The organism is Pantoea sp. SS70, from assembly GCF_029866845.1.
GTDB lineage: Bacteria > Pseudomonadota > Gammaproteobacteria > Enterobacterales > Enterobacteriaceae > Pantoea > Pantoea leporis.
The window spans coordinates 476662-501683 of the sequence record NZ_CP117200.1 but is presented as its reverse complement, the minus strand read 5'-3'; the positions used below and the strand labels follow the sequence as shown (position 1 = coordinate 501683).

20 protein-coding genes are annotated in these 25022 nt (G+C 51.8%); 10 read left to right on the top strand and 10 right to left on the bottom strand.

All coding sequences use genetic code 11. The features are described 5' to 3' along the window. Positions 1–7: 7 nt before the first annotated feature. Both PO881_RS21935 and PO881_RS21930 read right to left on the bottom strand, forming a co-directional pair. A complete protein-coding gene (locus tag PO881_RS21935) occupies positions 8–1048 on the bottom strand; it encodes an AI-2E family transporter (RefSeq protein WP_280172990.1) in 1041 nt (346 codons plus the stop codon). A gap of 125 nt (positions 1049–1173) precedes the next feature. Continuing rightward, a complete protein-coding gene (locus tag PO881_RS21930; RefSeq protein WP_280172989.1) occupies positions 1174–3861 on the bottom strand; it encodes a cation-transporting P-type ATPase in 2688 nt (895 codons plus the stop codon). Positions 3862–4622: 761 nt separating this feature from the next. On the opposite strand from PO881_RS21930, the gene PO881_RS21925 reads away from it, so the two are divergent. Genes PO881_RS21925 through PO881_RS21915 form a run of 3 tightly spaced genes read left to right on the top strand, consistent with a single transcriptional unit; the run spans position 4623 to position 9732 of the window. Beyond that, complete coding sequence (locus PO881_RS21925) at positions 4623–5708, top strand: efflux RND transporter periplasmic adaptor subunit (RefSeq protein WP_280172988.1); 1086 nt, start codon at positions 4623–4625, stop codon at positions 5706–5708. Then, entirely contained in the window at positions 5708–8770 is a 3063-nt protein-coding gene (locus PO881_RS21920) for an efflux RND transporter permease subunit (protein WP_280172987.1), read from the top strand. Before PO881_RS21925 ends, PO881_RS21920 begins: the two co-directional genes overlap by 1 nt. Beyond that, positions 8767–9732 (top strand): acyltransferase family protein, encoded by a 966-nt coding sequence (locus PO881_RS21915; protein WP_110867118.1) that lies wholly within the window; start codon positions 8767–8769, stop codon positions 9730–9732. Before PO881_RS21920 ends, PO881_RS21915 begins: the two co-directional genes overlap by 4 nt. Here PO881_RS21915 and PO881_RS21910 read toward each other — a convergent pair. After that, a complete protein-coding gene (locus tag PO881_RS21910; RefSeq protein ID WP_280172986.1) occupies positions 9719–11236 on the bottom strand; it encodes an alpha/beta hydrolase in 1518 nt (505 codons plus the stop codon). The genes PO881_RS21915 and PO881_RS21910 overlap by 14 nt on opposite strands. Beyond that, the gene (pagP, locus tag PO881_RS21905; protein ID WP_280172985.1) at positions 11226–11786 is read right to left on the bottom strand and encodes a lipid IV(A) palmitoyltransferase PagP; all 561 of its coding nucleotides are present in this window, start codon (positions 11784–11786) and stop codon (positions 11226–11228) included. The genes PO881_RS21910 and pagP overlap by 11 nt, the downstream gene beginning before the upstream one ends. 447 nt (positions 11787–12233) lie before the next feature. On the opposite strand from pagP, the gene cspA reads away from it, so the two are divergent. Beyond that, on the top strand, positions 12234–12446 hold the full coding sequence (gene cspA, locus PO881_RS21900) for an RNA chaperone/antiterminator CspA (protein WP_007885867.1): 213 nt from the start codon (positions 12234–12236) through the stop codon (positions 12444–12446). A 514-nt stretch (positions 12447–12960) separates the two neighbouring features. Beyond that, a complete protein-coding gene (locus tag PO881_RS21895; protein WP_192414568.1) occupies positions 12961–13290 on the top strand; it encodes an NIPSNAP family protein in 330 nt (109 codons plus the stop codon). Between the two features lie 257 nt (positions 13291–13547). On the opposite strand, the gene PO881_RS21890 is transcribed toward PO881_RS21895, so the two are convergent. Then, positions 13548–14054 (bottom strand): ATP-binding protein, encoded by a 507-nt coding sequence (locus tag PO881_RS21890; RefSeq protein ID WP_280172984.1) that lies wholly within the window; start codon positions 14052–14054, stop codon positions 13548–13550. A gap of 537 nt (positions 14055–14591) precedes the next feature. Between PO881_RS21890 and PO881_RS21885 the strand changes: the two genes are divergently transcribed. From PO881_RS21885 to PO881_RS21865, 4 genes are all read left to right on the top strand, one after another. Next, positions 14592–15209 carry a dTMP kinase gene (locus tag PO881_RS21885; RefSeq protein WP_280172983.1) on the top strand — a complete coding sequence of 206 codons (618 nt, stop codon included), beginning with the start codon at positions 14592–14594 and terminating at the stop codon, positions 15207–15209. Positions 15210–16533: 1324 nt separating this feature from the next. Beyond that, on the top strand, positions 16534–16803 hold the full coding sequence (locus tag PO881_RS21875; protein WP_280172982.1) for a hypothetical protein: 270 nt from the start codon (positions 16534–16536) through the stop codon (positions 16801–16803). 340 nt (positions 16804–17143) lie between these two features. After that, complete coding sequence (ycgZ, locus tag PO881_RS21870) at positions 17144–17386, top strand: regulatory protein YcgZ (RefSeq protein ID WP_101761241.1); 243 nt, start codon at positions 17144–17146, stop codon at positions 17384–17386. Positions 17387–17635: 249 nt separating this feature from the next. Further along, a complete protein-coding gene (locus PO881_RS21865) occupies positions 17636–17920 on the top strand; it encodes a biofilm development regulator YmgB/AriR family protein (RefSeq protein WP_101761240.1) in 285 nt (94 codons plus the stop codon). Between the two features lie 114 nt (positions 17921–18034). Here PO881_RS21865 and PO881_RS21860 read toward each other — a convergent pair whose 3' ends face one another. The 5 genes from PO881_RS21860 to PO881_RS21840 form a co-directional block, all read right to left on the bottom strand. Further along, a complete protein-coding gene (locus tag PO881_RS21860; protein ID WP_137387092.1) occupies positions 18035–18286 on the bottom strand; it encodes a biofilm development regulator YmgB/AriR family protein in 252 nt (83 codons plus the stop codon). 64 nt (positions 18287–18350) lie between these two features. Next, positions 18351–18635, bottom strand: a complete 285-nt coding sequence (locus PO881_RS21855; RefSeq protein WP_280172981.1) for a hypothetical protein — start codon at positions 18633–18635, stop codon at positions 18351–18353. Between the two features lie 833 nt (positions 18636–19468). Continuing rightward, positions 19469–22519: an efflux RND transporter permease subunit gene (locus tag PO881_RS21850; protein WP_280172980.1), complete on the bottom strand. Its 3051-nt coding sequence runs from the start codon at positions 22517–22519 to the stop codon at positions 19469–19471. Then, positions 22516–23616 carry an efflux RND transporter periplasmic adaptor subunit gene (locus tag PO881_RS21845; RefSeq protein WP_280172979.1) on the bottom strand — a complete coding sequence of 367 codons (1101 nt, stop codon included), beginning with the start codon at positions 23614–23616 and terminating at the stop codon, positions 22516–22518. The genes PO881_RS21850 and PO881_RS21845 overlap by 4 nt, the downstream gene beginning before the upstream one ends. A gap of 73 nt (positions 23617–23689) precedes the next feature. Then, positions 23690–24304, bottom strand: coding sequence for a TetR/AcrR family transcriptional regulator (locus PO881_RS21840; protein WP_101761235.1), 615 nt, complete (start codon positions 24302–24304; stop codon positions 23690–23692). A 249-nt stretch (positions 24305–24553) separates the two neighbouring features. Between PO881_RS21840 and PO881_RS21835 the strand changes: the two genes are divergently transcribed. Then, positions 24554–25021: a DUF2243 domain-containing protein gene (locus PO881_RS21835; RefSeq protein ID WP_280173304.1), complete on the top strand. Its 468-nt coding sequence runs from the start codon at positions 24554–24556 to the stop codon at positions 25019–25021. Position 25022: the final 1 nt, after the last annotated feature.

Here is a 25022-nt window from a genome sequence, read left to right as displayed (position 1 = left end):
ACGGCATTTATGGCGACCTTTTTGGAAAATGCTCTCCCTGCTTTTCGTTACCCGCGCTCGCTAATAATATTTTTTTCAACATAAACGTCAGCGGAATTGCCAGAATCGCGCCGATGATGCCCAACAAGGATTGCCAGATAAGAAACGCCAGCAGCTGTGTGGTGAGCGCCATATTCAACCGCTTACCCAATAATAACGGCTCAATGACTGAACTCAGGATTAAATTTAACGCCACAAAGAACAGCGCGACCACCAATGCGGTTTGGATATCGTACAGCATATAACTTTGCAGCACTGGCGGGATGGCCGCCATAAATGAACCCAGCACCGGAATATAGTTGAAGACAAACATCAACACACCCCAGAAAAAGGCGAACTTCAAGCCAAGAAGATGTGCGCCCGCCCAGACAATAATGCCGCCGACAATACTGGTCAGGGTTTTAACCTGAGCATAAACGATAACGCTTTGCACGCCCTCTTCAAGCGCCACGTAATAGCGCTGATATTTCCCTTCGGCCTGTTTACGTAGCAGGATTTTTAAATTTCTCATTTCATACAGCATGAAAAACAGCATCAGAAATACCATCAGCCACCAGGAAAGAATGCTGGGTATTTGCGTGAGAAAACCCGTGACAAAGCGCACCACCGCACCCGCATCAACAAACGCCAGCATGTCGTTGGGCGTTAAAACCAGGCCCAAATGACTAAATGTCTGCGTCACCGGCTCGAAGCGTTCGGCCAGTAACTGCGGTGCCTGACGGCTCAGCTGGATTAAATCGGGGGTTAATACGGTGAGTTTGATGATGGTGAACACAATCACCAATAACAGCAGCACAATCACCAGCAGCGATGAGAGCAGACGCGGCACGCGTTTTCTTTCGAGCCGACTGATTAACGGATCGAGCATAATCGCCAGAAACAATGACAGCATCACCTGATTAATTAATGCCGATGCCAGATAGATACCGGTGAGAATTATGGTCAACGTGGCGAGAATTATCAGTACGCGCAAAAGCCTTGACCATAAAGGAAAATCGTTCAGTCCCATTATTAAGATCCTTCATCCTATACAAAATGTATTATAGAGAAAAACCTGTGCGCTGGGCCTTGTTTGAGGTCAAGTGACGAAAAACATTCAGGCCGTAAGAGAAACGGCCTGAATGTCACGCGCTATTAATTGATTCTGAATCTCCGCGTTAATGGCTTTTCGATTTCGACAATTAAAAACATCACGAAGCCAATGATCAAGGTAATAATCCAGTAACGTAACGGTAGCGCGGTGGTACCAAACAGCAGCTGCATAAAGGGCGCGTAGATAATCAGCAATTGCAGAACTAACAGCACGCCGCTGACGATCCAGATGCCTTTATTCATCAGCAAACCTTTGCTCAATGAGAAGCCGTCGGAAACACGACAGTTCAGCATATAAAACCACTGCGCCGTTACCAGCGTTTGTAATAACACGGTACGAATAAATTCCGGTGAATAGCCGCGCGGTTGTAGCCAGGCTTCCAGTACGAAAGCGCTGATGGCGATCATCGAACCGACAAAAATCACGCGCCAGATGGCGAAACCATCCATCACATGCAGCTTGGGATCGCGCGGCGGACGACGCATGATATTTTGCTCACCCGCTTCAAACGCCAGGCCGAAGGAGAGCGTGGCGGAAGTCGCCATGTTCATCCACAGAATCAGCACCGGGGTCAGCGGAATGAGGTTACCGGCCAGCAGGGCAATGATGATCAGTAAGCCCTGCGCGAGGTTGGTCGGCATGATGAACAAAATGGTCTTTTTCAGGTTGTCATAGACACGGCGCCCTTCCCGCACCGCGCTGGCGATGGTGGCGAAGTTATCGTCCGTCAGCACCATATCGGCAGCTTCTTTAGTCACTTCGGTGCCTTTAATCCCCATGGCGATACCGACATCCGCCTGCTTCAGCGCGGGCGCATCGTTAACGCCATCGCCGGTCATCCCGACCACCTCTTTTTTGCTTTGCAGCGCCTGCACCAGACGGAATTTATCTTCCGGACTGGTACGGGCAAAGATGTCGTACGCCTGCGCCGCCTCACTCAATTGTTGGTCATCCATCACTTCCAGCTCGCGTCCGGTGATGGCGGTGCTGGCGTTACCGATTCCCAGCATCTGCCCAATACTCATCGCAGTTTGCGGATGGTCGCCGGTGATCATTTTGACGCGAATGCCGGCTTGCAGGCAGTCGCCAATCGCGGTGATGGCTTCCGGTCGCGGTGGATCCATCATCCCGGCGATGCCGAGCAAAATCATGCCCTGATGCAAATCCTGATGCGTCAGCTCAGTTTGTCCTGGCGTGGCCGGTTTCCAGGCCGCCGCCACCATGCGTAATCCTTCGCGCGCATACTCCTCAATTTTGGCTTCCCACCACGGCAGATCGATCGGCTGCAATCCGGCTTCTGTTTGCTGCTGCTGACAATGTCTGAACAGTACGTCTGGCGCGCCGGTCAGCAGCACGCACTCTTCATCGCCAATCAGATAGTGCGTCGACATGTATTTGTATTGCGAATCAAAGGGGATTTTATTGCGCAGTTCGGTGGTGACTGAAGGCAGATGTCCTTTGGCGGCTAGCACTTTAAGTGCGCCTTCCGTCGGGCCGCCGGTGATTTTCCACAGCCCGTTTTCGTCTTTAATCAGCTGGCTGTCGTTACACAGATCGATGGTGCGCAGATAGCGCTCGAGGATCGAGCCTTGCGCCACTTTCACCGGCACAGCGTCATCGGCTTTATGGATGGCGCCCACCGGTTCATAGCTCACGCCATCAACGCGGTAAATCTGATCGGCGGTGATAATCGCTTTCACCGTCATTTCATTCATGGTCAGCGTGCCGGTTTTATCTGAGCAGATCACTGTCATCGCGCCCAGCGTTTCCACGGTAGGCAGCTTGCGGATGATCGCCTGCTGCTTCGCCATGGTTTGCACGCCAAGCGACAGAATGATCGAGATAATCGCCGGTAATCCTTCGGGAACCGATGCCACCGCAAGGCTAATCAGAGACAGCATCAGCTCTGAAACCGGCATATCGCGGAACAGCAAACTAAAGACAAACAGCGCGGCCATCATCGCCAGGATGATCAGGAAAATGGCTTTACCGAGTTTATCCATCTGCACCAGCAGCGGCGTGCGGTGCTTTTCGATATCGGACATCATCTGGTTGATGTGCCCAAGTTCCGTGGCGCCACCGGTAGCGACCACCAGCCCTTTGCCGCCGCCCGAACTGACGGTGGTGCCGGAGAACAGCAGATTGGTACGATCGCCCAGCGGTAGCTCGCCGATGAGCGCGTCAGTGCCCTTCTCGACCACGGTGGATTCGCCCGTCAGAATCGCTTCTTCAACGCGCAGGTTGTGCGCCTCAATGACGCGCAGATCCGCCGGGATGCGGTCGCCGGCGCGGATCACCACCACATCACCTGGCACCAACGCGGTGGTGGGCAGCGTCTCGTGATTACCCGCACGGATCACCACCGTTTCGCTGGAGAGCATATTGCGGATACTTTGCAGGGATTTTTCCGCGTTGCTCTCCTGAATGTGGCCAATCAGGGCATTCACCACCGCCACGCCGAGAATCACCAGCGTATCAACCCAGTGTCCCATGACGGCAGTCAGCAGCGCAGCGGCCAGTAAAACGTAGATCAGCACATCGTTGAAGTGAGCGAGAAAACGCAGCCAAACCGGCTTGCCGGGTTTCTGTGGCAGGGCATTGTCCCCGTACTGTGTTAGGCGCGCCGCCGCTTCAGCACTACTGATTCCCTCGGTGGAACTTTGCGTACTGGCCAGCGTTTCATCGACAGAAAGTTGATAATAGGTACTTTCCGGTTTAGCAGTATTCATCGCTTTCTCCTCAAATCCTGTTTCGGAAATCAAGGCGGTGATATCCCGTATTTAACAAGTCGCCATTGAACGAAAAGATCAGACCTGACTTATCCGGTGGAAGAAGCGGTCCGTTTCAGATTGAAAAATATGTCGTTAATGGCTGCTCAGCGGTAATGGAGCAGCCCTATTTTCTATACGAAATTGAAAGTTTTTTGTAAAATGAACGCTATAAACGTAGCACAGGGATATTCAACGCATTCATTTCTCAATAAAAGTCCTAAGGCGAAAACTATTTATCTCACCAGACTTATCCGATCGCGGATAATAATAAAAATATAGTGTGATAATTCATAAGGCTGGGTAATTTAAAGCCAATATTCAGGTTACTTTAATCTGATATTTTATATCGATATTGCGGATTAAATATCCATGAAAATCAGTTTTATTAGATTTAAATCTGGTTAATTTAATTAAAAATATTACAAGCTATCAGGCTTTACTTTTTTTGACATCTGCGTCTATGCTCATCGGTAACAAAAACATCCTGTTAATACTTCTCACCTTTTAAGGCGATGGCGCAATTTTTCTGTGGTCATGGTTAATGGAGGCAACGATGTATGGTTATAGCCTGCTCCGTCTGAGTCTTTATGTTGTCATTGCGATCGTTACCTGCTCCGCCGTAGGACTATTCACCTACGCGGTTGTCTCTATGCTTGGTAATTAAATTATCCACTCACATTATTGCCAACAATGGATTCGTTGTTGCTGAGGATAAAACAGTGACTCGTTATATTACGCTGGCTGCCATTGTTATATTTTTAACAACGGGTTGCGATCAAAAAACACAAGAAGTTACGCCACCGCCACGTATGGTGAAAGTCGTTGAAGTTGTGGCGTCCGGCGAATCTCAACAACGTATCTTCCCGGCGCGCATTGAATCCGGCGACTCCACCGATTTGTCGTTCAAACGTGCAGGACAGATTGAATCGCTGGATATTCGCCAGGGCAACCGCATCGAGCAGGGCCAGCTCATCGCCAGGCTTACGGCGCGGGAAGCGCAGCAGCGCGTTAATGAGCGCCAGACCGCCGCCACGCTTGCCCAGCGGCAATTTGCCCGCTTCCAGACGCTCTCCGGCCGACAGGCGATTTCGCAGGCAGATATGGACGTGCAGCGCGCCAACCGCGATGCGGCCAATGCCGCGCTGCAAATTGCCCGTGAGGAGTTAAGCCAGATGACGCTAACCGCGCCGTTCAGCGGTGTGGCCGCCGTGGTTAACGTGCGCAATCATCAGGTAGTCGCCGCCGGACAAACCATCGCCACCTTGACTCGCAACGATCTGCTCGACGTGGTGTTCAGCGTGCCGGAAAACCTGTTTACCGCGCTGGATATGCGCAACCTGACCTATCGCCCGGTGGTGCGCATCAACTCGCTGCCGGACCGCGAATTCCAGGCCGAGTACAAAGAGCACACCGGCAGCAGTAACAGCAACTCGCTGACGTGGCAGATTATTTTAACTATGCCGCGCCCGGCCGATTTCCCGGCGGTGGGCGGCGTCAGTGGCACGGTGACGATTAACCTCGCCAATCTGCCCGCCAATGTGAATCGCGAATCGTTAGTGGTGCCGGTGGAGGCGGTATTCAATCCCGATAACAGCCAGCGCAACGAGCCGCATGTTTGGGTGGTGCAAGGCAGCGGCGATCAGCTGACGTTAGAAGATCGCAAAGTCAGCGTGGGTGAAGTGACCGATCGCGGCGTGGTGATCACCGCCGGGCTGCACGCCGGTGAACGCGTGGTCGCCGCTGGCGTCAACGAGCTGCATGCTCAGCAACCGGTACGCATCTGGACGCGTGAGCGAGGGCTGTAATGGATATCTCCCGGCAGTTTATCGATAATCCGGTCCGCGTCTGGCTGGCGATTCTGTTACTGGGCGTCGGCGGCATTTTTGCTCTGCTCAATATTGGCCGTCTCGAGGATCCAGCCTTTACCATTAAGACCGCGGTGGTTGTCACCCATTATCCCGGCGCGTCCGCGCAGCAGGTAGAAGAGGAAGTCACCTTACCACTGGAAAATGCGCTGCAGCAGTTGCCCTATCTGGACAATGTCAGCTCCATCTCTTCCAACGGCCTGTCGCAGATTACCGTCAACATTGACTCGCGTTACCACTCCAACGCGTTGCCGCAAATCTGGGATGAACTGCGGCGCAGAGTCGGCGACGCGGCGCGTTTCTTTCCTCCCGGCGTGGCCGCGCCGTTCGTTAACGATGATTTTGGCGATGTGTTTGGTTTCTTCTTCGCTATTTCTGGCGACAACTTCAGCAACCCGGAATTGGTGCAATACGCGGAGCAGCTGCGGCGTGAGCTGGTGCTGGTGCCGGGCGTTGGCAAGGTGGCGCTGGGCGGCGTGATCCCACAGCAAATTAATATCGATGTCTCCTTAACGATGATGGCCGCGCGCGGCATTACGCTGCCGCAGCTCGCCAGCGTGCTAAGTCGACTCAACGTGGTCTCCAATGCGGGCGACATCAAAGCCGGCACGGAATCGATCCGTCTGCATCCAACCGGCGAGTTTCAGAACATCGAGGAGTTGGGCGACTTGCTGGTCAGCCCGCCTGGCGATCACGCCACCACCCGATTGCGCGATATCGCCTCGCTGTCGCGCGGGCTGAGTGAATCGCCCTCCAGCATTTACCACGCCAGCGGACGTCCGGCGGTCACCATGGGAATTTCGTTTGTTCCCGGCGTGAATGTCATTGATGTCGGGCGCGCGCTGGAGGCCAAACTGCAGCAGATGTCGGCAGAAAAACCGGCTGGCATTCAGATCAACGTGTTCTACGATCAGGCCGCCGAAGTGGCGCACTCGGTGAATGGCTTCATAGCCAACTTCCTGATGGCGCTGGCGATTGTCGTCGGCGTGCTGCTGATCTTTATGGGTGTGCGCAGCGGCATTATCATCGCGTTGTCGCTGGCGCTCAATGTGCTGGGCACGCTGCTGATCATGTATCTGTGCGGCATTGAGTTGCAGCGCATCTCGCTGGGCGCGCTGATTATCGCGCTGAGCATGCTGGTGGATAATGCGATTGTGATTGTCGAAGGCGTGCTGATCGCGCGTCAGCAAAACTCGCCGCTGATGACCACCATCAACTTTGTGATTCGCCGCACCGCCTTCCCGCTGCTGGGCGCGACGATAATCGCCATTCTGGCGTTTGCGCCGATTGGTCTTTCGCAGGATTCCACCGGCGAGTACTGCAAATCGCTGTTCCAGGTATTGCTGATTTCCCTGCTGCTAAGTTGGTTCTCGGCGCTCACCATCACGCCGGTGCTGATCAAATGGTGGCTGTTTAAAACACAGGAACCTACTAAAGCTGCGGCTGAAGTTTCACCTTATGACGGCGGTTTTTATCGCTTTTATCAGCGCATGTTGCTGGTGTTGCTCAGGCAAAAAACCCTCACGCTTTCGCTGATGGCGGTGCTGCTGGCGCTGGCGATTTGGGGCTTTGGATCGGTACGACAAAACTTCTTCCCTTCAGCCAATACGCCGATCTTCTTCGTCGATCTCTGGCTGCCGTACGGCACCGATATCAACGCCACCGAGCAGATGGCCAGCGACGTTGAAAAATCGATTACCGGGCAGCAAGGCGTGGTTTCTACCGTCACCACCATTGGCCAGGGCAGTATGCGCTTTATCCTCACTTACAACGGGCAGCGTCAGTACAGCAATTATGCGCAAATCATGGTGCGCATGGACGATCAGCGTAATATCGGCGCGCTGTCACACCGTATTGATGCCTACATCGTGCGTCAGTATCCGCAGGTCAATGCCAGCACCAAACGGGTGATGTTTGGTCCTTCGGGCGGTAGCGCAATTGAGGTGCGTATCAAAGGCCCCGATCCTGACAGAATGCGCCTGATCGCCAGCCAGGTCGGCGACATCCTCACCGCCGATCCCGCCACCGACAGCGTGCGCAACGACTGGCAAAACCGCAGCAAAGTAATTCGCCCGCAGTTTAATCTGGCGCTGGGCCGTGAGCTAGGCGTCGATAAGCAGGAGGTGGATAACGCGCTGGAGATGAATTTCACCGGCAGCCGCGTTGGGCTGTATCGTGAAGGCGCTGACCTGCTGCCGGTTATCGTGCGGCCACCGGCCAGCGAGCGGCAGGACGCCAATCATCTCAATAACGTGCTGGTGTGGAGCCAGAGCCAGCAGCATTATATCCCGCTCAGCAACGTGGTGAGCGGTTTTACGCTGCAATGGGAAGATCCGCTGATTCTGCGCCGCGATCGCAGCCGCGTGCTCACCGTGCAGGCCGACCCGAATCCGCTCAGCAACGATACGTCCGGCGATATTGTGGCGCGCGTGAAGCCGCAGATTGAGCAAATCTCGCTGCCGCACGGCTACAGCATTGAGTGGGGCGGCGATGCGGAGAGCTCCAGTGAAGCGCAGCAAGGCGTGTTTACCTCGCTGCCGCTGGGTTATCTGGTGATGTTTGTGATCACCGTGCTGATGTTTAGCTCGCTGAAAAACGCCGTCGCCATTTGGCTGACGGTGCCGCTGGCGCTGATTGGCGTGACGCCGGGCTTTTTGATCACCGGAATTCCGTTTGGCTTTATGGCGTTAATCGGCCTGCTGAGTCTTAGCGGTATGTTGATTCGCAATGGCATCGTGCTGGTCGAAGAGATTGAACAGCAGAAGCTAGTAAAGCCGCAGGCTGACGCGATCATTTACGCCGCTACCTCGCGTCTGCGCCCTATTCTGCTGACCGCCTTCACCACCGTGCTCGGGCTGGCGCCGCTATTGCGCGATGTGTTCTTCCAGAGCATGGCGGTGGTGATCATGTTTGGTCTGGGCTTTGCCACGGTGCTAACGCTGCTGGTGCTGCCGGTGATTTACGCCTGCTTCCATCGCCAAACGGTGGCTAGCGCATCATGAATGTGACCGGCCTTAACGTGATTAAAACGCTGGGATGTATGACGGCGGTGACATTTTTCACCGTGTACAACACCTGGGATCGCTACGATTACGATTATCACTGGATTCTGGCGTTTCTGACCTTTATCTCCACCATCGCGACGCCGCTGTTTTTTGTCGTCGCCGGGATTATGGATGCCCGTTCCGAGCAGGATGTTAACTGGCAGATAGGCAAGATTCGCAATCTGGTGATCGTATTTCTGTTCTGGATGACGGTCTATTACCTGTGGGAACCGTATCAGCGCGGCTACCTGATCCAGCCGTGGTTCATCTTCTCATTCATTATCATCTACAGTTTTCACCCGCTGATGATCTGGCTTAGCCAGCACCGGCGCGCGTTCGTTGCGCTGGTGTTTGCGTTGCTGGCGTTCTCATATGGCTACGATTTGCTGGCGGTGCTGCATCCGGACGACCCGCTGTTCCGGCTTGAACCGCAGTATCGGCTCTGGACCTGGCTGCTGTTTTACTTAACCGGCCAGCTGTTGTGCGATCCGCTGATTAATGACTGGATGGAGCGCAAAAAAGTGGCGCGCGGTGCGGTGATCGCCCTGCCCTTTATCTATCTGTTTACCTGGTTTTATGAGCAGCACTTCTTCTTCGCGCTATTCAAAGCCGATCGCAACGCCTTTATTCTCACCGGCTCGCAGATTTATCTGCTGGTGGTGGTGCTGGTGATTGCCGCCAGTCAGGTGCGCTTTCGCCGCAATGTGGCGGTTAAAGAGACCATTCTGGCGACCATCAGCAAAACCATGACCGGCGTCTATATTCTTCACTACTCGGTTTTCCATCTGCTCACCGCGCTGATTCCCATCACCTCGCTGGCGACTAAGCTGACGCTGATTGCCGTGACCTTTGCCGCTTCGGTGCTGCTCTCCAGAGTGATCCTCGCCAGCGGCTGGCTGAAAAAAGTCATAACCCTTTGATGCAGGCCGGCAGATTGCTCTGACTGCTGCAGTCAATGCGCCCCTTGATTTGCAACATCATGTAATCGAAAAACGGATTGGAGGTGTTGCGCATCAGCGTATCCAGCCCAACGATCAGGCTGGCGGTTTCACCGCGCAGCGAGATGGTGCCAAAGCTAATGCCATAACGATTCTTTTCCGTTGGCTCGCGGCCATACAGCGAGTCGCTGAGTGGGAACGGCACGGCAATGTGCGACAACGAATAGGTATCCTGCGGCCACGCTTCATGCATCGAACGCACGATTTCTTTCGTTTGATCCGCCGCTGTAATGCGCGCCACGGTTTGATAGGTGGTCGGTGACGCGTTGGTGATGACCGTTGAGGCATAGCGGCGCGGCGCAGGCGGCAACAAATTATTGACCGCTGAGTAGAGCGCGGGCCTGAACAGCGCGCGCAAGTTCGCCGCCTGGTTGACGTCGAACATCACCAGTTCACTGCCGTTATCCGGCAGATAGCGATAGAACGCATTGACCACCGCGCGGGTGCTGACGGTGGAATCCAGCACTGACTGGAAGGTCAGCACCGGAGGAAACGCCGGCATGCTGCCGCCGCGAATCACATGCAGCAGCTGATCCTGCATCGCCTGCGTCAGCAGCCACGATTGCCGCGCCGCGCGCACCGGGAACGAGTTGTACTTGAAAGGATTGTATTCCGGGATGATGCTCAGCCACGCCGCTTTGGCGAAGCCGGGGATGATGGCGGGCCAGCCGGCTAAGCCAGCAAACCGCGCATAGGCGGTGACGCCAATCATCGGCGACAGCAATACCAGCTGTTGCGGCTTGCGCAGCGCGTTATTTTGCAACGTATCGAGGCTGTATTTCACCGCCAGCGCGCCGCCGTTCGAGTATCCAACCAGATGCAAAGGTACGTTGCTACCCGCCAGGCGTGTCGCTTCGCGCACCGCTAAGCGGGTTGCCGCCATCCACATTTGCCAGTCACCCCTGGTGAGTGAGCCGGGCGCCGTGCCGTGTCCCGGCAGCCGCGGCACTACCGCCACAAAACCCTTCTGCTGATACGCCTGCGCCAGATAGCGCATGCTGTACGGCGAATCGGTTAATCCATGCAGCAGCACCACCGCACCTTTCGCTTTTCCTTCCGGCTCGAGGATATAAGAGCGATTCCAGTCGGTGTCGAATCGCGCCGGATAAACCGGGCTTTGCGCGTTAAAGCGGTTGAGCGCCGTTTTATCATCGCCACTAAGCTGGTCGGTCACGTTGAGCTTCATGTCGTGGAAAATCGCTGCTTCGCGCGTCAGATAATCCGCGAAGCTGGCGCGATCGATCTCATCCACCGACATTTCATCCGCCGACCACGTATGCCAGCGATGCAGCGGCGGTCCCTGTTCGGATTGATAACCACGGATCACCAGGAACATTACCAGCAAGGCCAGCAAGCCTAACGCTACGCGCTTGAGCACTTTGCTGATGCGATCTTTATGCAACGCGTTGACGGAATCAGAAGGCATAGCGAACCCAGGCAAACAGCACGTTACCGTCATTGTAAGTGCCGGGAATATAGGTGAACTGCACGTTGAAACGTTTATAACCAGCGGAGAACAGCGGCAGCACGATAGGCAGCGGCACGTAATTGGCGAAGTCATCGCGCGCGGTGATACCGGCGGTTAGCCCAAGTCCGAGACGAAAATCTCGCGATTGATCCAGATACCAGCCTTTCTCCCAGCCATAACCAATGATCGGCTGCCATTCGTTATGGGAATCTTTAAACGCCATCGCGTAGAGCGCGCTCCAGTTACCGTCTTCATTGATGCGCGAGACGCCCAACCCGCCCCCCCAAGGCGTTTCATTGTAGTTATCGGTTTTATCTTTATCGTAAGCAAAACGGGCATGCCAGCTGATGAAAGGCAGATAGAGATCGTAATACTGCGGTTCCTGCCAGGTTTGTGAAACGTCCTGCTTGAGCCATTCCCAGCCATCGCTAATCGAGTTGGCCGCCGAGGCGGAACAGACAAACAGGGCCAGAGTAAGCAACCAGGCCGCCTGAAGAGTTCGCATCATGTATGCCTCTAAAATTCACCGCCGCGAAAAGGAGTGGAAAAGCTGATGTGCTCACAAAGCAGATCAAGCCACTTAACCGGTGAGATTATAGTTGCTTGTTATTGCTATAAGTAGCATCACCACGCAGATAACAAACCACCTTGTGATAATCGGCGCGGCAAAGCGCAGCCAAAGATAAAGCGTAACCGGCCGTTCAGCCGTCCAGGTCTTTAAATGGTTAAAATAAATAAACATATTCGTTGCTAAATTATTAACGCTATGTCTTAATGCGTCATCGGTTTGGAACACAGACCTTATGAAAGCAGTTTTAGTAAAGCAGTCCTCAGTTCAAGTGTTATCCCTAGATATCCTTCTTCGAGAGCCTCCTCCTAAGTGCCCAATAAGTAAATCTTTCACTTCAGGCCAATTTTCGCCGCTACGAGTGGCTCATCAATTAAGGAATTATCTATGTCTAACAAAATGACTGGTTTAGTAAAATGGTTTAACTCTGATAAAGGTTTTGGCTTTATCACTCCTAACGATGGCAGCAAGGATGTTTTCGTCCATTTCTCTGCCATCCAGAGCGACAACTACAAAACTCTTGATGAAGGTCAGCAAGTTTCCTTCACCATTGAAAATGGCGCCAAAGGCCCAGCAGCGGGTAACGTTACTCCGCTGTAAGCTGCGCTCATTATCAGCAACGCTTACAATAGCGATGAAGACAATAGTCTGAGCAGATAAGCACCGCTGATAATAAAAAAACCCGCCTCGTGCGGGTTTTTTATTGCCTGAAATTTGGTGTGACTAAGGTTTGCGTAGTGAATAAAATGCTCGCCAGCGGAATTTACGTAGTAGCAGCGCCTTCCAGTCGTTAAAGCTGCAATGCAGGTAATGTACGTCTGTGGTTGTGCGACTTTACTCAAATCGAATGTGGCATTAGCCAGTATCTGGCGCACAGCTCAAGCCCAACTCTGCATAGAAGATTACGGTTTTGAATCTAAGAAAAAATGAGGTAGGTTTTTTTTGCCTTATCCACAAGCGAAGAGCTGTAAAACAACGATGTTAGAATTGCTTGTTTATAAAAATCTTTTTAAGCGTAGCTTTGATGGTTATATTTAGTACGATTTGATTATGTGCGTAGCCAGGAAGTTACCGCTAATCCAGGTATCTAACGTAAACCAAGGGAATGAAATTAATGAGAGCAGTCGAGTTATTGCAGTACATTCTGAAGCCAGGCACTGGACGAGAATTCCATACAATCATGGTTGAAATAAGTGCTCCTCTCCATCGTGGAGCGGGTATCGACATCATTGCATTTGGCAACTCGATTCATGATGAGGATTCTTACTTTCTGATTCGGGCATTTGATGATATTGAACATATGAAAGCGTCTCAGGAAAAATTTTATATGAGTGATGAATGGATAAATGGCCCTCGAGAAGCAATCATCGAACGAATTCAAACCAGCTTAAAATCGGTATTGATACTACCGACTATGGCAATTGATGGGCTTAGAAGTAATTAAAAACAAGGTGATAAAAGGGACATTACATGCATTGTTGATATAAATTACCTTGTCGCTTTGGATGATGAAGCGTGGAAACTATAAGATGTCACCAGGTATTAGTTATGAGATACCTCACATCACTCATGCCGGACAGCTTTAAAAGCTGTCCACTTTGGCCAGAAGCGGAGGCTGTCTGTATTAAGGCATCATCAGTGCCATCACTTTTCGGAAAATAATAAAACTACTCAATGGTGGCTTAAGTGCGGATAACGCATTTAGAGGTATTCGATAATTTCAAACCCTTCATCAACTGTAGGTTCTGAGAAATAACTCGTAATGGTATTGAACTGTTGATCTGTAGCTGCAAAGTCGTGCGTACCTTCTGCGTTACGGGCGTGTAACCGGGCTCTACAGACTTCATCAGATACGTTCAAATAATGCAGACGATTATCAGCACCTGACTCCTCAATAATACTCATCATCCATTCACGCTGTGTCCGTGTGTTTGCCGGAAAGTCCAGAACAACGGATAAACCCGCTTTGAGTAGTGCCACCAGGTGGGGCTTCATAGCCCTTTTGAGCTTTGAAGAACAATGAATATAATCCGCCAATGATTGCATTTCATTTTCATAGATCGCAGCCAGCCAGTTGTCCTCACTAACAATTACGGAGCCAGGTAAAGTACCTAATTTTGCAGATAATGTGGATTTGCCTGATGCAATTTTTCCGCATAAAAGATGCAGGATTGGTTTTGCTGAAGTTGCCACTGTATCGAAGTCCATATTTACCTCAATGGTTTGTTCGTTAAGGCCCACTTTACTGGCGGGAAATGGCGAACGTAATCCCACCTAAAAATTGGAAGTGATGATAATGAGTGGGTGAGATTGTACTGAGCCGGTTGCTGCATTTTTCCAGGCTAACAGGCGACAACATAAAAATCAGCTTTTTTTTAACTTTTTAGTTTTAAACGTCCGCTGCTCGCCCAAAGCTGCCCATTAACGCCTCTCTGCTTAAATAACAAGCGTACTGAGAGAAGTTTTCCTTTTGCTAATCGGATCCCCTAAACTCCATCGTGTAGATCGCAACATATGGGCATTGACCTAAAATGAATTTACCATCAGAAAATGAGACTCGTAACTTAAAGCCATTGCCACAATGTCCATCAGTGTCTGTTATGAGAGCCTTTCATTTAGTTCACGCTGACGCGCCAGACAGCTTCACCGGACGTAGAAAGTGGACACCGGTTAATAAGAAGGAAATAGGATGCTTTTGCCCGATTTGAATTTCACACAAACGCTACATCACCCGTCATTTCGACTATGAGCCGTCCGCTATTTGTTTCTCTGGATGGACCCAAAGGCGTTGGTAAAACCACGCTGTTGGAAGCCATCACGAAAGTACTCAGGGCTAATAACATCAAGGTAATCCGGCTTTGCGAGAAAAAAAGCGATCCTTTCAGGAGAGAAACAATGGCTCTGGTGAACAGGCTGGCCAGAAATCCCTGCATGGATTTAGAGTGGGAAGTTTGTGCGCGCTTTGCTGATAGCCGTGCATGGATTTCCCAACATGTGCTGACTAAACAGCCACCGGATAGCATCATTTTGATGGATCGCTGGTACCCGTCGGATGCCGCGTTTCGCCGGATGGTTCCATTTGCTGAGATTTTACAGTTAAACATTGATCGAAACGTGCAAGCGCCGGACCTGCATGTCGGGGTTGTTACTGCGCCTGAAATTTCATGGGCAAGGGCTGCGGCCAGAACGCGCGGGTTAAGTAGTACGGTGATGCATAAGCTGGAAGATCATGTCGCTTGTACTCAGTCGTTCGAGCGAGCCGTTGCTAAACACGGCTGGGTTTTATGCCGTAATGAAGGGATGATCGAACACGCAACCCTGCAGGTTGTCAATGAGATCTACAAATTGCCTGAATGCCCTTAGGCATTAGTTCTGCGGACACTTTTTCTGCCGCATTCCATTAGACCTGTTAGTGGAAACTCATCACTCTGGCTGTGCCCTCAACACATCCGTCCATGGTTATCAGTTGCTACTCGGGCTAACTGTACATCGGTGTAATCCCTGAAAGTTCTACATACGCACGTCTTGTGGATACGCTATGGCTGGGTGGGGCTCCAGATATAACAGCGCGGTGCATAATATGCAGCTGGTGTCCGCCAATTTCCGCGTAATAAGCTGGCTATCCGTAAATGTAACGAAACCAATATCGTTACCTGCAAAGGGTTTTATTGCATCCTTGCGCTTTCATATTTATACAGCTGTTCACGGATTACTTTAGAATTAAATATATCACCCCTTTTTGTATTGCCTTCCCATTATTTCAGCGAGTTAATATCCATCATTGAGAAGCGCTTAACACCTTTAACATTAAACCTCTTTCATGCAAAATTGCACATAATATCACCCTGCATTAGCACCTAATAACGGCAGTGAATAGTCACTTAGAAAATATATAAATCTAAGATTTCATGACTTTTAGGAATTAACCTTTAGCTAAATCCGTAACAGCGCCTACAGTTTAAGTCGAGGTTGTCATAAACGTGAAAATGGAGGATGGTTAATATCTTTTCAACACGACGGGAAAGGCTACGTCATTATTGGCGAAGCGGCACTGAGTATTGCCTTGGGACAGAGAGTTGTCAGCGTACAATCGCTGATTGACGAACTGAAACATATGGCAAATGCAGGCGGCAGCAAGGCAAGGTTGTCTGATATTTCTGAAGCCACAAAATGGCTGAAGAGTTTCGAAGAGCCCGATCGCGCTGTCCATAACGTGCCATACCTGCAAACGCTTGCAGGCTTGAACGACGAAACGAACTGACGCCTAAGGACGTAGTCCGGTTCTGGCCGGAAGACGACGACGAAGATGACCTCAACGGTCGCGTTTAACGTGTACCGGCTGGAGAAAATGTCAGGGACGACACTCTCCCCTTCCTTAATTAATCCCCACCGGTCATTTGGCAATATTCATTTCCCATTCCCAAATTACGTACCAAAATCTTCATTAATTGAGGCAAGTTTTGTCTTGAAAACGATTTCATTATTTTCCCTCGAAATTTGAGACTTTTCTTTATCATCAAGCAATGCGTTTACATCAGGCATAATTTAAGATAATTATCAGCAAGTTGAGCAGCAACATTAACATGCATAATTTGATAAACCGAAATCTCTAAACAATCTTAAAGACCTTAAGGAAGTTTGTTACTACACTATTCTTACGGTAATCGAAAATATTGGAGGAAACGCAGTGTTATTTCATGACGAAGAACAAGGCCATATCATTATTGGCGAGGCAGTGATTAATCTTGCTGTGAGTCAGAAGGAAATCAACATCCACTCCCTCATCATTGAGTTGGGCACCATGGCCGAAGGCGATGCCAGCGACAATAGACTTGCTCAGATAGCCGACGCCAGACGCTGGCTAAAAGCCTTTGTCGAAACCTCCCCACGAAACCGCGAAGAGCTACGTTGGCTTTCAGCATCCAGACATTTACGCCCTATCAACAATGAACGTTAATGGGTGACTAACGTTGATTCAGGTAGAGGATGCGCCTCAGGGCGCTCCGCATTATGTCGATAAGTAAGTGAGTTAAACAGACTTCATTCCCTGAACCTGTCAATACCCCCTCCTCCAGTTAATCGCCTCCTCTCTATTTGTACAAATTTACCCTAATCTTCAACAACCAGAGTCCGACAGCTGATCTCACAACCAAACATAACTAGCTGAATAAAAAGGATAAGCTTCTTTTGCTTAAAAAGAAAATCTGTACAGATAAATTAATCCTGTACAAGTTTTAAAAGATTGTCTAACTTTATGTTCGGACAGAATCGACTATCCCAACTTTTACGAGGTTCGCATGCGTCAGAGTGTTTCTAAATTTCCCGATACAGCCAGCGATATTGCACATTATTTTAGCAAAGCAAGCGCGCCAACTCAGCAAGAAACGCTAGGTCAAATTGTTGTCGAAATCCTGCGGGCAGGCAAGAACCTTAATCGTAAGGCTATCTGCACTAAACTGTTAAGACGTCTTGAAGTCGCTGCCACTCAAGAAGAAGAACGCCACTACCAGACATTGATCGGCATGTTGTTCGATCGCTAACTTTTATCTGTTGGTGAGATACGCCAGTCACGATCCCGTCGAAGGAATTCAGGCTTTAAACCGCTCATTAATGGATTTTTATCCATGAAAGGCGTGCCATAACATAAATATGCGCTAAATTTAGTTTTGAATGACTTTTAACTGGGTAAATAGCCCAGAAAGCATGGGTTTGTTTAGCCGAGGCCCAACGCAATAGCGTAAATATCTTTCAAACGTTGCCGCAGAAATATCTGATCACAAGGAGAGAAAATGCAACAAAGCGCACAGCAAACGTCCCGCGAAATAGACATTACTGACTATCTCCAAAACGCAGGTGACAACCTTTCTGCGGAGAAGACACTGATTGACTCCGCCATCCAGACGCTTGAGAGTCAGGGTAAGAGTGTCTCCAATAGCGCCATTATTTTGTACTTCATCTCGGAAATTGAAAATACCACGGACCCGTTGCAACTTGACGCGTTACTTAACGCGTTGAAAATGGTGGTGGGCTTTACTCCGGGTGAAGAAGAACGTTGGGCATTTTTTTACTGGTGAGTAAAGTCTCAGGGAAATGAGGATCAGTGTTTTAATATGGATGTAGCGGTCAGAAAAGCGGGGGAATTAACACAACTCTCCCCGCTGGTAGGCGTATAGAATAGATTGGTTTCTTTAGTCTTCATCATTAGGCGTACGGCCTACAACGATTTCAAGGCAGTTGCGCAGCACATCGAGTTGCTCGATATCTGTCGCACTCTCCAGCTCCGCTATCAGACTCATAATGATGGCCTTGTTCGTCACTCTTCCTCTCTCTGCGATCAATGACTTTACGATGATACCAATGACTTCTTTTTCCTCTGCATATTGGTCACCGGTGCTGTGTAAATAACTCTGCAGGTCTGACTCGATAGTATTCTGCTGCATAAAATATCCTTACTGAGTTGCGCATTTTTGTCTCTCTCCCACGCACTTAAGCCCTTAGCCGGCGTTAATGTCGGGTTGAGTCGTCATTACCGAATTTATCTATATCAAAATTTGCCATGTGCTCCCGGTCTCCAACTTTAAGGGATTCACTCTCGGCGATTTCTTTCTTCACATCCTGCATAGCGAGAAGTATTGCGCGCGCGCGTTCTTCATCCTTTTCGGCTTTCAGCATGCATTCAAGCTTCGAGAGGAGCGCACGTCGCGAGATGCCGGCCTTTTCGTGCAGCAATGCTATTACCGCCTCGCCGATGAGAAGATCACTCAACTTTTGTTCATGGTGATTTTTCATATCACTCTCTGTTCAACATTTAGTGTTGAGAAGAGAGAGAGATGCGGCTGAAAAACGCTGCAATATCATTTACTGAATGGCATCTACCCGGGTTCTGCTGCAAGGAAACCTCACGTGTTCATATTTTAATCAGATCGTCATGGAGTAAACTTATACAATGATCGCAATGTTGTACAGCTTTATCAGCGTGAATTGATGAATATTTAATATGAGACAGGGCAAGTAAAACAGGATTGGACTTTTATGGCAGGAAAAAATGACCTCTGAAAGTGGAAATCTCTAACGCTTTCAGAGGCGATGCAAAGCATCATTCGTTACGTGCGGAGAGTACCGCTGGGTCAATTTATAGGAGATTAAAAAAAATGCACGGGTTATATTTTTTTATTTTAGCTCCTATTACAGTCATTTAAATTGCATCTTTATCAAAATGAAACCGCTTCGGTTATTTATGAACTCAATCATCAAGAATATTGATAATTTTTATTTGGCCATTCCAAATAAATGCCATTTATTAATCGATTTCTCATTTTCAAAAGACCACGTTGATAAGTAACGCTCGGGTTTTACTGACGAGGATAAACGAAGCCAGGCAGGGTTTTCAGGGCTGTTCATCAAACCATTGCTGTGATGATTGAAGTGATAAAGGCCTCGTCCCCGAGCCTTTTCATTTTTATTTGTGGACCTGAGTTGCAGGCGTTAAATACTGCTACTACTCTTTTATCGCTTCATACTTGGTACGAAGGTTACACACAGCACGCACAGCGTGCGAGAGTCTTTGCATATTGTTCATACTTCCTTCCCCGCTCCAGGCGGGGATTTTTTTCAGCATTAGCCTACCTGACACGGAACCAGATGGCATACATCGCCGGTAAAAACACCAGCGTCATAATGGTGCCGCCCAGCGTCCCGCCAATCAGCGTGTAAGCCAGCGTGCCCCAGAACACGGAGTGCGTCAGTGGAATAAATGCCAGAATCGCCGCTAGCGCTGTCAGCAGAACCGGCCGGGCGCGCTGCACCGTTGCCTCAACGATAGCTTTGAAAGGTTCGTGGCCTTCCCGCTCATTCTGATGGATTTGTCCGATCAGGATCAGCGTATTACGCATCAGAATCCCTGACAGCGCGATCAGCCCAACCAGTGCATTGATGCCAAAGGGCTGCTGGAATAGCAGCAGCATGGGCACAACGCCAACCAGCCCGAGCGGCGCGGTCAGAAAAACCATCACCATCGCTGCCATGGAACGCACCTGCAGGATGATGATCAGCAGCGTCAGGGCAATCATAATTGGGAACAGCGGCAGCATCGCTTTAGTCGCTTTACCCGACTCCTCAATCGAGCCCGCCTGTTCAATACGGTACCCCGGCGGCAGTGACGCGATTAATGGCTGAAGTTCCCGGCTCAACGCGCTTGAGACATCCGGTGGCTGCAATCCGTCAGCAATATCGCCGCGCACCGTTATGGTTGGCGTTCTGTCGCGGCGACGCAGCAGCGGATCTTCCATGCGGATGTCGATTTCACCGAGTTGCGAGAGTGGAATGCGCTGCCCATCGGCTCCGGCTAGCGTCAAAGCGTCAAGGCGCGCGGGATCTAGGCGCACCTCTCCGGCTGCACGACCAACCACTTCCACAGATCGGATATCTTCACGAATCGCCGTGATCGATGCCCCGCTTAGCAGGAACTGCAGTTGACGAGCCGCCCCGGCAGGCGTCAGCCCCATCGCCTGCAGCCGATCCTGATCCAGCCTGAAATGCATTACCGGCACACGTGAACCCCAGTCGGTGTTGACGGTGCGCATCATCGGGCTGGCCTGCATCAGTACTTTCACTTTCGCGGCCAGCTGGCGCAGTACGTCTGGATCGGGACCCATCACCCGGTAAGCAACCGGATAAGGCGAATAGGGACCGAAAACCAGCTGCGTGACGCGCACCTGCGCTTCAGGCGAGAGCCCATCTGCTGCCGCTTCTCGCAGACGCTGCTTCAGCGCATCGCGATCGTGCTCGCCGTTGGTCAGCACCACGATTTTGGCAAAAGAGGGATCCGGCAATTCCGGGGCCATCGCCAGATAGAAACGCGGCGCACCCTGCCCGATATACGCGGTTACCGTGCGGGTTTCTTTTTGCTTTTTCAGCCAGTGCTCAATTCGCGCCGTGGTCTGGCTGGTCTGCTCTATTGAGGTGCCGTAAGGCATTTGCACTTCAACCAGCACCTCAGGACGATCGGAGGTTGGGAAGAACTGTTTTTTCACCAGCCCCATGCCCATGATGGCCAGCACAAAGCAGCTAATCACCGCGCCTGCCACCCACCACTTATGCGCGATGACTTTGGTTAGCAGTCGTCTGAAGCGATTGTAATGGCGGGTGTTATAGATTGCCGCGTGGCCACCGACTACCGGCTTGATGTCGGGCAGCATCTTCACGCCCAGATAAGGGGTAAACAATACTGCCACCACCCACGAGGCAATCAGGGCAATCCCCACGATCCAGAACATATTGCTGGTGTATTCACCGGCGGTGGACTGCGCAAAGCCGTTGGGCATGAAGCCGATCGCGGTTACCAGCGTGCCGGCCAGCATCGGCGCGGCTGTATGGCTCCAGGCGTAGGCCGATGCTTTGATGCGGTCATAGCCCTCTTCCATTTTCACCACCATCATCTCTATCGCAATGATGGCGTCATCAACCAGTAAACCCAGTGCGAGGATAAGTGAACCCAGCGTGATGCGGTCAAAGTTTTTTCCCGTGGCGGCCATCACCACAAATACCACGGCAAGCGTCAGCGGAACCGCGGCAGCAACCACGATGCCAACGCGCCAGCCCATGCTGACAAAGCACACCACCATCACCACCAGCAGAGCCACGAAGAACTTCACCATGAACTCATCGACAGCCGAACTGATGTTAACCGCCTGGTCGGAAACGTTGGTGAGCGTCATGCCCAGCGGCATGTCGCTATTTATATTTCGGACCTCTTGTTCCAGCGCCTTACCCAGCTCAAGACCGTTCCAGCCTTCCCTCATCACCACGCTCAACATCAGTGCAGGTTCACCCTCATTACGGATGAGAAAATCGGGCGGATCGACATAGCCACGTTCGACCTTGGCCACGTCGACAAGCCGTAGCGTGTGATTACCGGAGACGACCGGCGTGTTGCGGATTTTTTCGAGCGTATCCAGCGCTCCGTCGAGGCGGATAAACACCTCGGGCCCGCGCGTTTGTATCGAACCGGCGGGCGACAGGGCATTTTGCCCGTTCAGGGCGTTAAATATCTGTTCCGGTGTAATGCCCAGCGTAGCGAGGCGATCGCTGGAAAAGGAGACATAAATACGTTCTGCCTGCTCGCCGGTAATGGTGACTTTTTTTACGCCCGCAACGTGTAGCAGCTGCTGGCGGAGTTTTTCGGCATCACGAGACAGAAATCGCTGCGGTTCACCCTTTGCTTTCAGTGCATAGAGGGCAAAAACCACATCCGAGAATTCATCGTTAACCATCGGCCCGATCACACCCGCCGGCAGGTTGCGCGCCTCATCGCTGAGCTTTTTGCGTGCCTGGTAAAACTGCTCCTGCACTTCAGAAGGTGGCGTGCTGTCCTGCAGGGAAAGCATGGTGTATGCCATTCCGGGACGAGTATAGGTCTCGGTGCGGTCATACCACTTCAGCTCCTGCAGCCGCTTCTCCAGCGGCTCAGCCACCTGATCCTGCATCTCCTGCGCGGTGGCGCCAGGCCAGGCGGTGATCACCGTCAACTGCTTGACGGTAAACGGGGGATCTTCCGCTCTTCCCAGACCCAGAAAAGCCACTATGCCGGCAACCGTAACGAGAATGATCAGGAACAGCGTAACCGATCGTTCACGCACCGCGAGCGCCGAGAGGTTAAAGCGATTGCGGCTCATGGCTCGGCTCCTTGCGACCCAAGCGTTCCGATGCGGACGGCTTCACCTTCATGCAGCAGATGTGCGCCCAGCGCGGCCACCTGTTCCCCGCTCTGAAGCGGACCCGACACGCGCGCACTGTCGTCGCTGATACCGAGCAGCGTCACGGCCCGCCAGGTGACTTTGGCGGGTTTGCCTTCCACCAGCCAGACGCCAGCACCGCGTCCCGCATCCCAAACCGCACTGAGCGGTACTGACCAGGATTCTGGCGTCGTCGCAGACTCCGGGATACGCAGGGTTACGGTTGAACCCAGTGGAGCACTGGCTGCGGCACCGCTTAGCACATAGCGTGCTTCGTAGGTGCGGGTTGCTGCATCCGCCGAGTCTGACAACTCGCGCAGCCTGGCATCATTCTCGATCCCACTGCCATACAGGATGGCTGTGGCCGGCGATCCCACCTGCGGGCGCAATGTCTCCGGCAGACTGACCATCGCCTCACGCTGACCAGCGCGGGCGAGGCGCACAACCGTTTGACCGGCGCTAACCACCTGGCCTGGGTCGGCCAACGTATCCACCACCACGCCATCGGCATCAGCACTCAGTACGGCATATTGCGAGGCGTTGAGCGCCACGCGTGCCTGCGCCTGCGCGGCGCTAAGATCGGCACGCGCGGCATCTGCCGCTGCACGAATTTGACTGTAAGAGGATGCAGAGACCGCGCCAGAACCCACCAATCCACGATAGCGTTTCTCATCATCGCCGGTCTGGCGCGCGCGTGCCTGGGCGGCGTTTACCGCACCCTCCGCAGCGCGGACCTGCAGCGCGAGATCAGCCGGATCGAGCCTCATCAGCAGCTGACCGCGTTTGACGCTTTGCCCCTTATCAACCAGACGCTCAAGCACCTTGCCCGACACGCGAAAACCCAGGTCGCTCTGAAAACGTGCGGCCACAATGCCGGTAAAAACGCGAGATTGACCCGCCGCAGGCTCGACGGTCGCCGTCCTGATGAGTGGCGGCCGGGAGCGCGGATCGTCAGCGGCTGATAGAGGTTCGCCGCAGCCAGTCAGAATGACCGGCAGCAGGCAGATGACGGACAACAAAGGGAGATGCCGGAGCATGGGTTACCTTACTCAAAGAAAGTATGAGGACGCCATTCTCTGACTAGTGACCAATTATGTCAATGGTCACAAATTACGGAGCGAGACTTCTAAGTACTAATGCAGCCAATTGGCTTGCATCTTCTCCGGCCGTATCAAGTGAGGATTGCAATTGGAGTGGATCGGCAAGAGGTCTGAGTACCAGATAGACGGCAGCGGCCGTTTCATCCAGCGGCGTTTTACGCTCAAATTCCCCGGCAGTGCGTCCTGCGCGCAGGATGGCGAGCACGATTTCACGCAGGGAATCCTCATATTGCACAGCAGCAGGCCAGTGCTCACGCGAGGAGGCGGCGGCGATGTCATACAACCGACGCTCGCGGAAAAACAGCTCGCAGCCTGCCACAGCAAGCGTCTGAAACAGCTGCTTTATTTTTTCCGTGGCGGAAGGTGACTGCTCCAGCGCAGCGTTCAGCCTTTCCGTGATATCCGTAAGGCAATTGGCGCAGATGACTTCACCGATTTCCTGCTTTGAACCGAAAAACTTGTAAATGTAGGCTTTGGAGAAGCCGATTGATCGCGCGAGATCGGATACGGTGGTTTTCTCAAAGCCGTAATGGCTAAAGTACTCCATGGCGGCAGCCACAATCTGATCGCGGATGGTGTGATCGGAAGGCCCACGCGTGGCGGCGGTAGTTTTTTTCTCTGTCATATTTCAACTTTGCTCGGTGAGCTGATGTAAACGATGAGTGACCAGTGGATATTTTGGTCACAATTTCTCATCGCTTCAAGGCCTGATTGCTATCATCACAATCTCAGCGAAATCTCTGGAAAACCGCTTTTGGTCATGTCGTGCGCCCTGCCCGACATAACGCTGGCGTAAACCGACCGGGCTGCGGGAATTATCATCTACGCTTCTTAAGTGAAATTTAACTTTTACCCGGAGAGCGTAGTGCCAACTTTGAATTCCAGTCCTCAATCCGATCTGAAACGTTCATTCATAGCCACCCTTCCACTGGGAATCGGTATGATGGCGGCAATTGATGAAGTGGTATTTCATCAGATTCTGGCCTGGCATCACTTCTTTGACTGGGGCACACCCGCGTTTAGCCTGCTTTCAGATGGATTATTGCACGCAGGCGAGCTGATTCTTTTCGTGCTTGGTTTTTTCATGTTTGCGGACCTGCGAAGCCGTGGAAAACTCAACCGCACGGCAGCATGGGGAGGATTCATTGTGGGGTTGGGTGCGTTTCAACTGTTTGATGGAATTGTTGATCACAAGCTGCTCAGGCTGCATCAGATCCGCTATGTTGATAACGTGCTGCTTTATGACCTTATCTGGAATCTTTCTGCTGTGCTGTTATTGGTGGCAGGCTTGCTGATTTATCGTCACGCGCGGTCTGCTCTATCCGCTAAAACGGAAGTTTGAT

Excerpts from the sequence above, each read along its gene's own strand:
- PO881_RS21935 (WP_280172990.1), bottom strand. The coding sequence starts at position 1,048 with ATGGGACTGAACGATTTTCCTTTATGGTCAAGGCTTTTGCGCGTACTG.
- PO881_RS21895 (WP_192414568.1), top strand. The coding sequence starts at position 12,961 with ATGAGAGCAGTCGAGTTATTGCAGTACATTCTGAAGCCAGGCACTGGA.
- ycgZ (WP_101761241.1), top strand. The coding sequence starts at position 17,144 with ATGCGTCAGAGTGTTTCTAAATTTCCCGATACAGCCAGCGATATTGCA.
- PO881_RS21910 (WP_280172986.1), bottom strand. The coding sequence starts at position 11,236 with ATGCCTTCTGATTCCGTCAACGCGTTGCATAAAGATCGCATCAGCAAA.
- PO881_RS21885 (WP_280172983.1), top strand. The coding sequence starts at position 14,592 with ATGAGCCGTCCGCTATTTGTTTCTCTGGATGGACCCAAAGGCGTTGGT.
- PO881_RS21845 (WP_280172979.1), bottom strand. The coding sequence starts at position 23,616 with ATGCTCCGGCATCTCCCTTTGTTGTCCGTCATCTGCCTGCTGCCGGTC.
- PO881_RS21920 (WP_280172987.1), top strand. The coding sequence starts at position 5,708 with ATGGATATCTCCCGGCAGTTTATCGATAATCCGGTCCGCGTCTGGCTG.
- PO881_RS21915 (WP_110867118.1), top strand. The coding sequence starts at position 8,767 with ATGAATGTGACCGGCCTTAACGTGATTAAAACGCTGGGATGTATGACG.
- PO881_RS21840 (WP_101761235.1), bottom strand. The coding sequence starts at position 24,304 with ATGACAGAGAAAAAAACTACCGCCGCCACGCGTGGGCCTTCCGATCAC.
- PO881_RS21850 (WP_280172980.1), bottom strand. The coding sequence starts at position 22,519 with ATGAGCCGCAATCGCTTTAACCTCTCGGCGCTCGCGGTGCGTGAACGA.
- PO881_RS21860 (WP_137387092.1), bottom strand. The coding sequence starts at position 18,286 with ATGCAGCAGAATACTATCGAGTCAGACCTGCAGAGTTATTTACACAGC.
- PO881_RS21930 (WP_280172989.1), bottom strand. The coding sequence starts at position 3,861 with ATGAATACTGCTAAACCGGAAAGTACCTATTATCAACTTTCTGTCGAT.
- pagP (WP_280172985.1), bottom strand. The coding sequence starts at position 11,786 with ATGATGCGAACTCTTCAGGCGGCCTGGTTGCTTACTCTGGCCCTGTTT.
- cspA (WP_007885867.1), top strand. The coding sequence starts at position 12,234 with ATGTCTAACAAAATGACTGGTTTAGTAAAATGGTTTAACTCTGATAAA.
- PO881_RS21855 (WP_280172981.1), bottom strand. The coding sequence starts at position 18,635 with ATGAAAAATCACCATGAACAAAAGTTGAGTGATCTTCTCATCGGCGAG.
- PO881_RS21890 (WP_280172984.1), bottom strand. The coding sequence starts at position 14,054 with ATGGACTTCGATACAGTGGCAACTTCAGCAAAACCAATCCTGCATCTT.
- PO881_RS21865 (WP_101761240.1), top strand. The coding sequence starts at position 17,636 with ATGCAACAAAGCGCACAGCAAACGTCCCGCGAAATAGACATTACTGAC.